This window comes from Roseovarius azorensis (assembly GCF_900109455.1).
Taxonomy (GTDB): domain Bacteria; phylum Pseudomonadota; class Alphaproteobacteria; order Rhodobacterales; family Rhodobacteraceae; genus Roseovarius; species Roseovarius azorensis.
On sequence record NZ_FOAG01000001.1, the window covers coordinates 416,593 to 429,226 of the forward strand.

Genomic DNA, 12,634 nt, shown 5'->3' on the forward strand with positions numbered 1-12,634 from the left:
TCTATTCCGCAGGTGTGCCGGCCTTGGCGGGATCCTGGGTGTGCCCCTTGTCCTTCAGCTCTTCGAGCCAGAGGCCATGGTGTTCGCGCGCCCATTGCTCCTCGACCTCGCCCGATCCCATGGCGTCAAACGCGCCCTCCATGCCGACCGAGCCGATATAGATATGCGCAAGGATGATCGCGATCAGCACGAAGGCGACGACCGTGTGCCAGAGCGTCGCCAGCTGCATTTCCTCATGCGGGGCGAGCATCACCGGCAATTCGCCATAACCGACAAGCTGCGGCAGGCCGGTCTGGTTGAGAATTGTGAAGGTCTTGGCGAACATAGGCAATTCGAACGGAAAGAGCAGCGACAGGCCAGAGGCCGAAATCGAGGCGCCCAGGATGATCACCGCCCAGAAGATCATCTTCTGGCCCGCGTTGAATTTCTTGGCGGGCGGATGAACGCCCTTGGTGAAGATCCCGCCGCCCACGGCCAGCCATTTCAGGTCCGTGCGGCTGGGGATGTTGTGCATCACCCACATGACGAACACCATCACGAGGCCCAGCATGAAGGCCCAGGCGATGTTGTTGTGAACCCATTTCGATGCCAGCGCGATGGTCGAGAATGCCTCGCGCCCAAAGAGCGGGATCAGCACCGTTCGGCCAAACAGCACCAACAGACCGGTGATCGCCAGAACCACGAAGGAGCCTGCCATCAGCCAATGGCCAAACCGTTCGATGGCCTGAAAGCGCGTCACGGTGCGCCCGGTTTTCGCGCCGTCGATGCGGATCTTGCCCCGGATGAGGTAGAACAGCGCCAGAAGCGCCAGCGTTCCACCCAGAAGATACGCGCCATATGTGGCCAGCGGTCCCTTGCGGAATTCAAGCCAGTTCATTCCGGCGTCCTGGATCAGCACCCGCGCCTCGGGTCCGCCGGTTGAAACCTTCACATCTGCCAGCCCATAGCGCAGCGCGCGCCAGACCTCGGCATCCGAGGTCCCGCCCAGTGTGCCCAACTGACCCGCCATTCCGGCGGCGTCATCCGGGTTGCCGGTGGCGTCCCGGCGAAAGCTGTCGTCAATCTTCTCGCCACGCTGACGGGCGAGAATATCCTCAAGGGTTTGCGCGCCGCCCGTGGCGGAACGGTCCGGCCCAGCCCCCTGCGGCGCCTCTTGCGCAGCCAGCGGGGCCGCGAGGAACAGGGACAGCAACAGCGTCAAGATCATGCGGGACATGGCGGATCATCCTGTCTGGTCGTTGAATAAGGGGCGGGGGGCGGCATGAGAGCCGCCCGCCCGCGCAATCGCATATCGCGGGATATGGTGGGTTTCACCCACCCTACGCAGGTTCGCAGGGTGGGTGTTGGCCCGCCGGTCCCTCAACCGCCGCTCTGCTGGCCGTAGGCGCTGCCCCAGCCCCAGGCACCCGAGCCAAAGCCACGGGCCACCACACGCTCGCGGTAGATTGCGGATACAACGTCGCCATCTCCCGCCAGCAGCGCCTTGGTGGAACACATCTCGGCGCAGATCGGCAATTTGCCCTCAGCGATCCGGTTGCGCCCGTATTTCTGGAACTCGGCGGCCGAATGGTTCTCCTCGGGTCCACCGGCGCAGAAGGTGCATTTGTCCATCTTGCCCCGGCTGCCAAAGTTGCCCGCCTGCGGGAATTGCGGCGCGCCGAAGGGGCACGCGTAGAAGCAATAGCCGCACCCGATGCAGAGATCCTTGGAATGCAGGACGATGCCTTCCTCGTTCTGGTAGAAGCAATCCACCGGGCAGACCGCCATGCAGGGCGCGTCCGAACAGTGCATGCAGGCCACCGAGATGGACCGCTCACCCGGCTTGCCGTCGTTGATCGTCACCACCTTGCGGCGGTTGATCCCCCACGGCACCTCGTGCTCGTTCTTGCAGGCTGTGACGCAGGCGTTGCATTCGATGCAGCGTTCGGCGTCGCATAGGAACTTAGCTCTAGCCATTCTCTTTCCTCCTTACGCTGGCATGATCTTGCAGAGAGTACATTTCGTCTCCTGCATCTGCGTAACCGAATCGTAGCCATAGGTCTGGGCGGTGTTGCTTGCCTCGCCCAGCACAAAGGGATCGGCCCCGGCGGGGTATTTGTCCCGCAGATCCTTGCCCTCGAAATGGCCTCCGAAGTGGAAGGGCATGAAGGCCACGCCTTCTCCCACCCGCTCGGTCACCATCGCCATGACCTTGACCTTGGCGCCTTCGGCACCTTCGACCCAGACCTGTGACCCGTCACGAATGCCGATATTGTTGGCATCGCGCGGGTTGATCTCGACGAACATGTCCTGCTGAAGTTCCGCCAGCCATGGGTTCGAACGAGTCTCGTCGCCGCCGCCCTCATATTCGACCAGACGACCGGATGTGAGGATGATCGGATAGTCCTTCGAAAAGTCGTTCTTCTGGATCGAGGCGTACATTGTGGGCAAACGCCAGAACTTCCGGTCCTCATAGGTGGGATAATCCGCCACCAGATCGTACCGCGGCGTATAGAGAGGCTCGCGGTGCAGCGGTACCGGGTCGGGGAAGTTCCAGACCACGGCACGCGCCTTGGCATTGCCGAATGGCGCGCATTCGTGCTTGATCGCCACCCGCTGAATCCCGCCCGACAGGTCGATTTTCCAGTTGGCTGCGGGTCCGCCCACCGCGTCGATGGCGGCGCGTTCCTCGTCAGTCAGGTCGCTGTCCCAACCAAGATCCATCAGCATCTGCATGGTGAACTCCGGATATCCGTCCTGGATCTCCGAACCCACCGAATAAACGCCCTCGGCCAGAAGGTTGTCGCCATCCCGCTCCACGCCGAACCGGGCGCGGAAGGTCAGGCCGCCCTGCGAGACCGGCAACGACATGTCGTAGAGATTGGGAGTGCCCGGATGGTTCATCTCGGCCGTGCCCCAGCAGGGCCAGGGCAGACCGTAGTAATCACCATCCGCCGGCCCACCATTGGCGCGCAACGTGGTGCGGTCAAAGGTGTGCTGGTTCGCCATATGCATCTTCAGGCGCTCGGGCGATTGGCCGGTATACCCAATGGTCCACATGCCGCGGTTGAATTCACGGGTGATGTCCTCGACATTCGGCTCGCCGCCTTCGTCAATCGCGATGTTGCGGAACATGCGATCATGGAAGCCGAACTTTTCGGCAAACAGCGCCATGATCTCGTGATCGACCTTGGATTCGAAGAGCGGCGCCATGACCCGATCACGCCACTGCAACGACCGGTTCGAGGCGGTGACAGAGCCGCGGGTCTCGAACTGCGTCGTGGCTGGCAAGAGATACACGCCATCTGTGCGGTCGTGCATGACGGCGGAGACCGTCGGGAACGGATCGACCACGACCAGCAAGTCCAGCTTTTCCATCGCGGTTTTCATTTCTTTGCCGCGTGTCTGGCTGTTGGGCGCATGACCCCAGAACACCATGGCCCGCAGGTTGTTGGGCTGGTCCATGTTGTCCTTGTCCTCGAGCACACCGTCGATCCAGCGACTGACCGGGATGCCGGTGAGGTTCATCATCTTGGTATCGCCAAAGGAGGCATCCGAGAACCGGCCCTTGAGCCAGTCCAGATCCTCTTCCCAGACGCGCGCCCAATGGGCCCAGGACCCTTCGGCGAGACCGTAGTAGCCAGGCAGCGAGTCAGCAACAACCCCGAAGTCGGTCGCGCCCTGAACGTTGTCATGGCCGCGGAAGATGTTGGTTCCACCGCCCGCAACGCCCATGTTGCCGAGCGCAAGCTGAAGGATCGAATAGGCCCGCACATTGTTGTTGCCATTGGTGTGCTGCGTGCCGCCCATGCACCAGATCACGGTGCCGGGACGGTTGTTGGCCAAGGTATGCGCCACGCGGCGCAACTGGCTGCCCGGAACGTCGGTCACGCGCTCGACCTCTTCGGGCGTCCATTTTTTCACCTCGTCCTTTATCTGGTCCATGCCCCAGACGCGGGTGCGGATGAATTCCTTGTCCTCCCAGCCGTTTTCGAAGATGTGCCACAGGATGCCCCAGATCAGCGCCACATCGGTGCCGGGGCGAAAGCGCACATATTCATCGGCATGCGCCGCCGTGCGGGTGAACCGCGGATCGCAGACGATGAACGGCGCGTTGTTTTCCTCCTTGGCCTTGAGCATGTGCAGCAGGCTGACGGGATGTGCCTCGGCGGGGTTGCCGCCGATCAGGAATATCGCCTTTGAGTTGTGAATGTCGTTGTAGCTGTTGGTCATGGCGCCGTAGCCCCATGTATTCGCAACGCCCGCAACGGTGGTCGAGTGACAGATCCGCGCCTGATGGTCCACGTTGTTCGAGCCCCAGTAAGCGGCGAACTTGCGGATCAGATACGACTGTTCGTTGTTATGCTTGGCGCTGCCCAGCCAGTAGACCGAATCCGGGCCGCTTTCCTCGCGGATTTGCAACATCTTGTCGCCAATCTCGTTGATCGCCTGTTCCCAGCTGATGCGTTTCCACTCGCCGCCCTCTTTCTTCATCGGGTATTTCAGGCGGCGCTCGCCATGCGCGTGCTCGCGCACCGCCGCACCCTTGGCGCAATGCGCGCCCAGGTTGAACGGGCTGTCCCAGCCGGGTTCCTGCCCGGTCCAGACGCCGTTCTGTACTTCGGCCACGACCGTGCAGCCGACCGAACAATGCGTGCAGACGGATTTGATCGTCTGTACCGCCTCATTGGCGGCGCTCTGTGCGCTCGCGCGTGTAACGGTGCCACCCATGGCACCTATCGCAGCAAGGCCACCGATGGCCAGGCCGCTGCCGCGCAGGAATGCACGGCGGTCGACGGATGCACCGCCAACCTCGGACAGGATACTGGTCCGCTGGGGGCGTCGCGCAACCCCGTTGGTCTTTTTCCTCAGCATGTTTCTCTCTCCTCCCTGGGCCCTCTGGGGCTGGGTACTGCGGTTTCCGCTGACAGTCGGGCGTCACGCAACCAGTCGTCAGCGGTGGGTGATCTCGTCCGGTTCCCTCAGAACCGGGCGCTCTCGAAATAGGCGCGGGTATGCGCGGTGTCCTGCATCCGGTCGGACGCAAGATCAGGCTCGGCGGCATCCGCCTTGCCCCCGGTCACGGCCGTTGCGACCGCGATCGCGGGCGCGCCGGTGGCGGCCAGTTTCAGAAAATCGCGGCGGCTCTTGCCGTCATCGGTTTTTCTGGTCATTAGGGTTTCCCTCCCCTGGTTGGTGGCGGACAGGTCCGCCGGTTGCATGCGGATCACTCCGCAGTCATTCGAAAGCCCTCGGCCTCTATCTCCATGAAGACCCGCCCGACAGCGCCGACCGAGGCATAGAGAACCGAATTCCGAGCCCCCTCCAGATCCGTGAAGAAATGCCCGGCCCACAGGCCGATATGCTTGGCGAAAAACAGCTTCTGATCGGCGAGGCTGGCGGGCGCGCCAAAGCGGCCGCGGATCATTCCGGCCATCATCTCCATCAGCGATGCGATGTTGTCCTCGGGTTCATAGACGTTCTGTGCCCGCGTCATGCCGCGCACCGCCATGTCACGACGCAGGCTGGCGAGCGGTTTTTCATTGAGAAAACCGGTGAGATAATAGCTGGCATAGGGTAAAAGCTCGCCCCGCCCAAGCCCGATGAAGAGCGCGTTGAACTCGCTCTCGACGGCGCGCGGCTTGCTGACGGCGGCGACCCGCGCCAGCGACGAAATGGCCTGTCCCAGATCGGTGTCGTCGCCGGTCAGCTGCGCCGTCTGATCCAGCAGCGGCTGCGCGGGGGGACGTGCCAGGATGGCGCTCAGGTAATCGTAAAGATCGGCGCGCAGACGATCCTCTTCGGCAATGTCGTGCGCGGCGGTCTGTTGCTGCATGAGGGCCTCTTGGTTGCTCATGCCGATACTCCGGCACGATCCTGAAAATGAAAACTCATCCGCCGGCGCGGCGGGGCGGCTGGTGTCTCGTCCATGGTCGCGACCGCCTGGAACTGATCGGTCTCGGGCTGAAGTCCGGTCGCTGTCTGTTCGGTCTCGTCCGCGTGATCCTCGGCCTGCGCAATCTCTTCGGCCTCGGGCCGCGCCTCTTCTGCGGCGAGGGGATTGGCCTCAAGTTCGGCCTGACGGGCCATTTCCTCGACATGGGCGAGCATACCCTTGCCCACCTGATAGGCGGTCTTCATGTTCTCGATCACGCAGGCCTTGTCGGTGTAATCCGCGTCGTAATCCAGCAGGCCGTCCAGATTGGCGAGTACAGGATTGCTGACCCAGAGCCGACGCAGCGCGCGCTGCCGGATTCGCTCGGGCACCGCCCGCGCCATGAAGGCGCGGAAATCATCCCCCTGCACCAGAGTGTCAGGGTCGGGCAGGTTCAGTTCCTCCAGAATCTCGGCATCGGATTTCGTGGCCAGTTCAGCCTCGCGCGCAGCCTGCGCCTCGACCTCTGCGGCGCGGGCCTCGGTGGCGGCTTCGGCCTCGACCTGCGCCTTGCGGCGCGACCAGAAATCGGATGGTCGGGTCAATGTACCCTCCCTCTGCGCGCCATGGACGGTGCGCGATAGACATCGCTTGTCTGCGGAATGCGCGGATCGCCGATACCGTTCTGGACAACCTCCTCCGTCACGCTGTCGCGGCGGCGTTTCCTGAACACCTCTTCCTCGTGATGGGCCTCGATGAAATCGCGCACCCAGGCGACCAGCCCCTCGGGCATCGGCACCTTGTCCACGATCTCTTCGCCGCTATCGGTGTAATGCTGCGCCTCGAACGGCGAGGCGGTGGCCAGCACCACCTTGTAGGGCGGGGCCCCGTCTGCGCCGCCGCTCGTGGCGCGCATCACGACATAGACGGAAGGCACCCTGGCCGAAATCCCCTCAAGATAGGCCTCTGTCTGCGTATGATGCAGTTCCAGCGTCACGGTCGCAGCGTGATACTCGATCGCCTCGCCATCGCGGCGCAGTTCGCGCCACTCTGCCGGACCTGCACCGGGCAGGACCGCAACGGCCCGCCACGACCACGCCGCCCACCGTGTCATCCCCGGCGTTTTGCGGATCACCACCCCAAGGGGTATAGTAACCTGTCTGTCGTGGCTATGGGTCACGTCTGCCGTCATCCCCTGGCTTGTCTTCATTCAGATTGGTGCAGTTTTCTGACCACTCAAAGCATTTTCTGTGCAGCATGGTTCACGAACGGGGTATCCCGGACATTTTGGACCACCCCTGTGCGCCCGAGAGGTTGGCAGGGACAGATTGTCCAGACATGGATAATCAATGCTGCAGCGCCGCATCGCAAGCGCCTGAAAACAAACAGAATCAATCAGGATTGAAATGGCGGCTTTCCGGGCTCGCCCTGACCCTGCCGCGTTTCGGTTTCCTGTTTACGGGGGCTTCGAATCATGCCTACTCTTGGCGCAGACCGACGCAAAATCACTCTTCTGAACAGTGCAAAACAATCGGGGTGGAAATGCCTAAGCAGCTGATATTGTGTGACTGTTCCGGCAGTCAGACACTGGACCGCAATGCCATCGCGCAAGCCACCGGACTGGCATGCTCGCGACTGCACAGTGCGCTTTGCACCGATGAGCTGGGGCAGGCCTCCAAGTTGATCGAGAGGGGCGATGCGATTATTTGCTGCCGTCAGGAGACCCGTGTATTCGAGGAACTGGCCGCTGAACTGGGGGTCGATATCCCGGCGTTCACCGACCTGCGCGATCGGGCCGGATGGTCCGCTGATCCGACATCGAAACTACCCAAAATGGCCGCCCTGCTGGCCGAGGCGACGCTGCCCGCAGCCCCGGAAAAGACACTCGACGTCGTTTCAGAAGGTCTCTGCCTGATCGTCGGCGCGTCCGATGTGGTGCTGCCCGCCGCCGAGAAACTGGCCCCGGTGCTGGGTGTGACCGTGCTGCTGACGGACGCGACCGACCCGCCCGAAAATCGCAATTTCGATGCTATCAAAGGGCGCATCGTCAGCGCCCGTGGCGCGCTCGGGCGGTTCGACCTGAGCATCGACGCGCTGCAGCAGGTTAATCCCGGCGGGCGTGGCGCGCTGCGCTGGACCGCCCCAAAAGACGGCGGGCAGACGCAATGCGACGTGATCCTCGACCTCTCGGGCGGCACGCCGATGTTTCCCGCCCCGCACAAGCGCGAGGGCTATCTGCGCGCCGATCCCGGCAGCCTGACGGCGGTCGCGGATTGCGTGTTCGAGGCCGCGCAACTCATCGGCACGTTTGAAAAGCCGCTCTACGTGGCGCTCGATCCGCTGATCTGCGCCCATTCCCGCGCCGAACAGACAGGGTGCAGCAAATGTCTGGATATATGTCCGACCGGCGCGATCAGTCCCGATGGCGATCAGGTCAGCATCGACCCGATGATCTGTGCGGGTTGCGGGGCCTGCGCGGCGCGCTGCCCGTCGGGCGCGATCACCTATGACGCACCGCCACCCGACATGACATTCCGCCGGATACAGACCATGGCGCAGGCCTATCGCAAGGCCGGTGGCGCTGCACCGCGCCTGCTGGTGCATGACCGGGAGCATGGCGCGGAAATGATCCGCCTTGCCGCGCGCCACGGTCGCGGCCTGCCCGCCGATGTGATCCCGCTGGAGGTGGGCGCGCTGTCGGGCTTTGGCCATGCCGAGATCCTCGCCTCGCTCGCCTCGGGCTTTGCCGATGTGTCGATCCTGCTCGCGCCCACGACAGAGCGTGACGCGCTCGACCAGGAGGTGCCGCTGGCGCAGGCCATGTCGGGCGCGGGCAAGGTTCATTTGCTCGACCTCACGGACCCCGACGCGCTCTGCGAGGCGCTCTATGGGGTGGATGTCCCCGCGCCGCTGGCCAGCCCGGTCCTGCCGATGGGCAGCCGCCGTCAGATCGCGCGGCTGGCGGCCAAGGCGCTCAACTCCGAGGCGGAGATCCTGCCGCTGCCCGCCGCCGCCCCCTATGGCGCGGTGCTGGTCGATACGGATGCCTGCACGCTCTGCCTGTCCTGCGTGTCGCTCTGCCCCTCCGGCGCGCTGATGGACAATCCCGACCTGCCGCAATTGCGCTTTCAGGAGGATGCCTGTCTGCAATGCGGCATCTGCGCCACGATCTGCCCGGAAAAGGCCATCGCCCTGGAGCCGCGCATGAATCTCGCTGACTCGGCCCTCGCGCAAGTGGTGCTCAACGAGGAAGAACCGTTCGCCTGCATCGAATGCGGCGTGCTGTTTGGTTCGAAATCCACCATCGAGCGGATCACCGAGAAACTGGCAGGCAAACATGCGATGTTCGCCTCGTCAGAGGCCGCCCGGATGATTCAGATGTGCGAGAATTGCCGCATCAACGCGCAGTTTCATTCCACCGACAACCCGTTTGCCGGAACCGAGCGCCCGCGCGTGCGCACGACCGACGACTACCTCAGCAAGCGCAAGGATCACTGAACTTGTATCGGGGCACCCAGATCGGCGGGGTCGATCCCCGCGACATAGGCGAGGATCGCCTCCAGTTCCTCTGGCGTAACCTCTATAGGCACGATGGGCGAGGGCAGATTGGCCGGAAAAGGGGATGTAATGCCGGTGATCTGGGTGAAGGCGGGATGCGGTTTGAGCGCGTAGAAACTCTGAAAGCGCGCGCCCCAGTCCGGCAGGGTGCGCAGCACCGCGAACGAGGGCGTGGAGCCGATGGTGCCCATCCGGTTCTCGGGCGCGACCACATGACAGCGCCCGCAATGCAGAAGCGAGACCCGCTTGCCCTCTGTGGCATCGCCATCGAAGACCGGGGATGCCACCACCTTCTCGGTGATCTCCGGCAGGCTGAACGGCGCGTGTCCGGCGATCTCGTAGCTGGTGACGGTGCGCTGCCCCACGTCAGAGGTCAGCCAGTCGGCAAAGCGCGCCGCGCCCGGATGATCCCCTGTCAGCCGCATCCGCCAGAGCGTGTCCTCACCCTGAAACACCGCGCGGCCCTCGCCGGGGCCGAGCGTCATCTCGGCCTCGGTCCCGTCCGGCACGATTTCGATCCGCACGCCGGTTTTCAACGAGAACCGCGGCAGCAGATAATCCATCAATCCGCTGTCCAGCAAGGCTGTCGGGACGCTCAGACGAAAGTGACGCTCTTCCGCAAGGGAGCCGCCCGGCCAAAGCAGCGCCATGCAGACAACAATCATCCGCAGGACAGGGTGCAGGGCTGGCTTTCGCTTGCGCATGCGCCACGTTAGAAAAGCACCCGTAGCTGCGTCAACCATCTTGATGAAACAAGGAGAAGACCATGAGCGACGATTTCAACATGTCGATGCGCAAATTCCTCAAGCAGGTGGGCGTCACCTCGCAGCAGGCCATCGAGGAGGGGCTGCGCCGCAAGGGGGCAGCCGCCGGTCAGGAATTCAAGGCCAAGGTGGTGCTGACCGTCGAGGGGCTTGACGTGGAACATACCGTCACCGGCACAATCAAGGGACAGAACTGACGTGGCATTGACCAGAGACGGCGTTCTTGCGGCGCTGAAGACCATCACCGATCCGGTCAGCGGATCGGATATCGTAGCGGCAGGCGTGATGCGCGCGCTGACAGTAGAGGGTGGCACGGTGCGATTCGTGCTGGAAATCGACCCGGCCAAGGCCGAGGTCTACGCCCCGGTGCGCGACGCGGCAGAGGCGGCGATGCACGCGCTGCCGGGGGCGGATACCGTTTCGGTCGTTCTGACCGGGCATTCGGCCAAGGCGCCGCCCGATCTCAAGCCCGCTCGCAAGGCGGAGCCGAAAGGCCCCGAAAAGGTGCCGGGGGTCGCGCATCTGATTGCCATCGCCTCGGGCAAGGGCGGGGTGGGGAAATCCACCGTCTCGGCCAATCTCGCCTGTGCGCTCGCCGCCGAGGGGCGGCGTGTGGGGCTGCTCGACGCGGACGTTTACGGTCCCAGCCAGCCGCGCATGCTGGGTGTGTCGGGCCGCCCCGCCAGCCCCGACGGCAAGATCATCCTGCCAATGCGCAATCACGGCGTCACGATGATGTCCATCGGCCTGATGACCAACGAGGGCCAGGCCGTCGTATGGCGCGGTCCGATGCTGATGGGGGCGCTGCAGCAGATGCTGATGCAGGTGCAGTGGGGCGCGCTCGACTGCCTGCTGGTCGATCTGCCACCCGGCACCGGCGACGTGCAGATGACGCTAGCGCAAAAGGCGCAGGTGGATGGCGCGATCATCGTCTCCACCCCGCAGGATGTGGCGCTGCTGGATGCGCGCAAGGGGGTCGACATGTTCAACCAGCTGCATGTCCCGGTGCTGGGCATGATCGAGAACATGAGCACGCATATCTGCTCGAACTGCGGGCATGAGGAACATGTCTTCGGCCATGGCGGGGTGCGGGCAGAGGCCGCGAAACTGGGCGTGCCGCTTCTGGCGGAGATTCCGCTGCATCTGGATATCCGCCTCGCCTCGGACGGCGGCGCGCCGATCGTGGTCTCGAAACCCGACAGCCCGCAGGCGCAGGCGTTCCGCGAGGTGGCCCGCCACCTCATCAACGAAGGGCTGGCATGACCGAACCGAGCTTTCCGCCGCTCATGTCGGGTCTGGCCGTCGCCGGCCCCGTCGACCCGTTCGACAAGGCCCGCGCCATGGCCGCACTTGGCTGTGACGCGGGGCTGATCGTGCATAACGTCACCGCCAACCGGCTCATGGCGGCACTGGTCATGGCCCCCGAGGTGCCGCTCAAGGAGGCGATGGTGATGCTGCCCGCCTGCGGCGTCGGCTTTCAGAACGCGCTTGGCGCATTGGCTCCGCCCGAGGTCGCGGTGCATCTGGAATGGGCGGGGGGTCTGCGCATCAACGGCGCCTCTTGCGGGCGGTTGCGTGCGGCGGCGGGCGGCAGCGATCCCGAGGCAGAGCCGGATTGGCTTGTGATCGGGCTGGAACTGCGGCTGATGCAGATCACCGAGCGACCCGGCGACCGGCTCGATCAAACCTCTCTCTACGACGAGGGCTGCGCTGAGGTGGACGCCACGCAATTGCTCGAAGCCTGGGCGCGTCATACCCTCGTCTGGATCAACCGCTGGGAAGACGACGGCAATCGCCCGCTGCATGCCGAATGGAGCGGTCTCGCCTGGGCCGTCGGCGAGCAGGTCACCCAAGGCGCGCTGACCGGCACCTATATGGGGGTCGACGAACGTTTTGGCATGCTGTTGCGCGCCGACGACACGACCCATCTCATCCCGCTCACCACCCTGCTGGAGACCCAAGCATGAAACTGGCCCGCGCGATCCATTTCGACGAGAGCGATACCCGCGTCTATCACAGCCCGGCGCGCACCGGGGAATGGTGCATCTCGGGCGGGTTCGAATTTTCCAACTGGTCCGAGGCGGACCTGACCGGCAAGGCCCGGCAGGCGTTCGCCAACGGCTGGCTGGGGATCGAGACCTTTGGCCGGGTGACCTTCGTCGCGGTGACGCAGGCCGAGGAGGCTGAGGTCGCGGCGCTGACGCAGGCCCTCGCGCAGCATTTCGTCGATCTCTACGGCGCCCCCGGTCTCGACGTCGCCCTGCCGGTCGCACGAGAGGAAATCGCCCATATGGCGGATCTCTGCGAGGATCACGCATCCAACACGCTGCTCACCGTCCTGCGGGAACTGACCGAGGCGGGTGTGCGTGAAACCTACAGCGTTATCGAGTCGCAGGAAGCTGGAATCGAGCAATTCGCGATTCACGGTTCTCTGGAAGAGTAGGTGTCGGTCGGGGGC

Annotated in this window: 13 protein-coding genes; 5 read left to right on the forward strand and 8 right to left on the reverse strand. The window is 64.0% G+C overall.

Features of this window, described 5'->3' with window-relative positions:
* Position 1 precedes the first annotated feature (1 nt).
* The 7 genes from BSG08_RS02100 to BSG08_RS02130 all read right to left on the reverse strand — a co-directional run bounded on the left by BSG08_RS02100 (position 2) and on the right by BSG08_RS02130 (position 7,046).
* The gene (locus tag BSG08_RS02100; RefSeq protein ID WP_093031239.1) at positions 2-1,216 is read right to left on the reverse strand and encodes a formate dehydrogenase subunit gamma; all 1,215 of its coding nucleotides are present in this window, start codon (positions 1,214-1,216) and stop codon (positions 2-4) included.
* A gap of 143 nt (positions 1,217-1,359) precedes the next feature.
* A complete protein-coding gene (gene fdh3B, locus BSG08_RS02105; protein WP_093031242.1) occupies positions 1,360-1,956 on the reverse strand; it encodes a formate dehydrogenase FDH3 subunit beta in 597 nt (198 codons plus the stop codon).
* A 12-nt stretch (positions 1,957-1,968) separates the two neighbouring features.
* A complete protein-coding gene (locus tag BSG08_RS02110; protein ID WP_093031245.1) occupies positions 1,969-4,854 on the reverse strand; it encodes a formate dehydrogenase subunit alpha in 2,886 nt (961 codons plus the stop codon).
* A gap of 107 nt (positions 4,855-4,961) precedes the next feature.
* Positions 4,962-5,153: a ubiquinol-cytochrome c reductase iron-sulfur subunit N-terminal domain-containing protein gene (locus BSG08_RS02115; RefSeq protein ID WP_093031247.1), complete on the reverse strand. Its 192-nt coding sequence runs from the start codon at positions 5,151-5,153 to the stop codon at positions 4,962-4,964.
* 53 nt (positions 5,154-5,206) lie between these two features.
* Entirely contained in the window at positions 5,207-5,836 is a 630-nt protein-coding gene (locus tag BSG08_RS02120; protein ID WP_093031250.1) for a TorD/DmsD family molecular chaperone, read from the reverse strand.
* Positions 5,833-6,459, reverse strand: a complete 627-nt coding sequence (locus tag BSG08_RS02125) for a DUF3306 domain-containing protein (RefSeq protein ID WP_093031252.1) — start codon at positions 6,457-6,459, stop codon at positions 5,833-5,835. Before BSG08_RS02125 ends, BSG08_RS02120 begins: the two co-directional genes overlap by 4 nt.
* On the reverse strand, positions 6,456-7,046 hold the full coding sequence (locus BSG08_RS02130) for a DUF3305 domain-containing protein (protein WP_093031255.1): 591 nt from the start codon (positions 7,044-7,046) through the stop codon (positions 6,456-6,458). Before BSG08_RS02130 ends, BSG08_RS02125 begins: the two co-directional genes overlap by 4 nt.
* Positions 7,047-7,396: 350 nt before the next feature.
* Between BSG08_RS02130 and BSG08_RS02135 the strand changes: the two genes are divergently transcribed.
* Complete coding sequence (locus BSG08_RS02135; protein ID WP_093031258.1) at positions 7,397-9,352, forward strand: 4Fe-4S binding protein; 1,956 nt, start codon at positions 7,397-7,399, stop codon at positions 9,350-9,352.
* Here the strand turns inward: BSG08_RS02135 and BSG08_RS02140 are convergent.
* A complete protein-coding gene (locus BSG08_RS02140) occupies positions 9,346-10,062 on the reverse strand; it encodes a hypothetical protein (protein WP_245770573.1) in 717 nt (238 codons plus the stop codon). The genes BSG08_RS02135 and BSG08_RS02140 overlap by 7 nt on opposite strands.
* Positions 10,063-10,178: 116 nt before the next feature.
* On the opposite strand from BSG08_RS02140, the gene BSG08_RS02145 reads away from it, so the two are divergent.
* Genes BSG08_RS02145 through BSG08_RS02160 form a run of 4 tightly spaced genes read left to right on the forward strand, consistent with a single transcriptional unit; the run spans position 10,179 to position 12,619 of the window.
* Positions 10,179-10,373 carry a DUF6494 family protein gene (locus BSG08_RS02145; protein WP_093031264.1) on the forward strand — a complete coding sequence of 65 codons (195 nt, stop codon included), beginning with the start codon at positions 10,179-10,181 and terminating at the stop codon, positions 10,371-10,373.
* A 1-nt stretch (position 10,374) separates the two neighbouring features.
* The gene (locus BSG08_RS02150; protein ID WP_093031267.1) at positions 10,375-11,439 is read left to right on the forward strand and encodes an Mrp/NBP35 family ATP-binding protein; all 1,065 of its coding nucleotides are present in this window, start codon (positions 10,375-10,377) and stop codon (positions 11,437-11,439) included.
* Positions 11,436-12,143, forward strand: a complete 708-nt coding sequence (locus tag BSG08_RS02155) for a biotin/lipoate--protein ligase family protein (protein ID WP_093031270.1) — start codon at positions 11,436-11,438, stop codon at positions 12,141-12,143. The genes BSG08_RS02150 and BSG08_RS02155 overlap by 4 nt, the downstream gene beginning before the upstream one ends.
* Positions 12,140-12,619: a DUF6505 family protein gene (locus BSG08_RS02160; protein WP_093031273.1), complete on the forward strand. Its 480-nt coding sequence runs from the start codon at positions 12,140-12,142 to the stop codon at positions 12,617-12,619. Before BSG08_RS02155 ends, BSG08_RS02160 begins: the two co-directional genes overlap by 4 nt.
* Positions 12,620-12,634: the final 15 nt, after the last annotated feature.

Excerpts from the sequence above, each read along its gene's own strand:
- BSG08_RS02100 (WP_093031239.1), bottom strand. The coding sequence starts at position 1,216 with ATGTCCCGCATGATCTTGACGCTGTTGCTGTCCCTGTTCCTCGCGGCC.
- fdh3B (WP_093031242.1), bottom strand. The coding sequence starts at position 1,956 with ATGGCTAGAGCTAAGTTCCTATGCGACGCCGAACGCTGCATCGAATGC.
- BSG08_RS02110 (WP_093031245.1), bottom strand. The coding sequence starts at position 4,854 with ATGCTGAGGAAAAAGACCAACGGGGTTGCGCGACGCCCCCAGCGGACC.
- BSG08_RS02115 (WP_093031247.1), bottom strand. The coding sequence starts at position 5,153 with ATGACCAGAAAAACCGATGACGGCAAGAGCCGCCGCGATTTTCTGAAA.
- BSG08_RS02120 (WP_093031250.1), bottom strand. The coding sequence starts at position 5,836 with ATGAGCAACCAAGAGGCCCTCATGCAGCAACAGACCGCCGCGCACGAC.
- BSG08_RS02130 (WP_093031255.1), bottom strand. The coding sequence starts at position 7,046 with ATGACGGCAGACGTGACCCATAGCCACGACAGACAGGTTACTATACCC.
- BSG08_RS02135 (WP_093031258.1), top strand. The coding sequence starts at position 7,397 with ATGCCTAAGCAGCTGATATTGTGTGACTGTTCCGGCAGTCAGACACTG.
- BSG08_RS02140 (WP_245770573.1), bottom strand. The coding sequence starts at position 10,062 with ATGGCGCTGCTTTGGCCGGGCGGCTCCCTTGCGGAAGAGCGTCACTTT.
- BSG08_RS02145 (WP_093031264.1), top strand. The coding sequence starts at position 10,179 with ATGAGCGACGATTTCAACATGTCGATGCGCAAATTCCTCAAGCAGGTG.
- BSG08_RS02155 (WP_093031270.1), top strand. The coding sequence starts at position 11,436 with ATGACCGAACCGAGCTTTCCGCCGCTCATGTCGGGTCTGGCCGTCGCC.
- BSG08_RS02160 (WP_093031273.1), top strand. The coding sequence starts at position 12,140 with ATGAAACTGGCCCGCGCGATCCATTTCGACGAGAGCGATACCCGCGTC.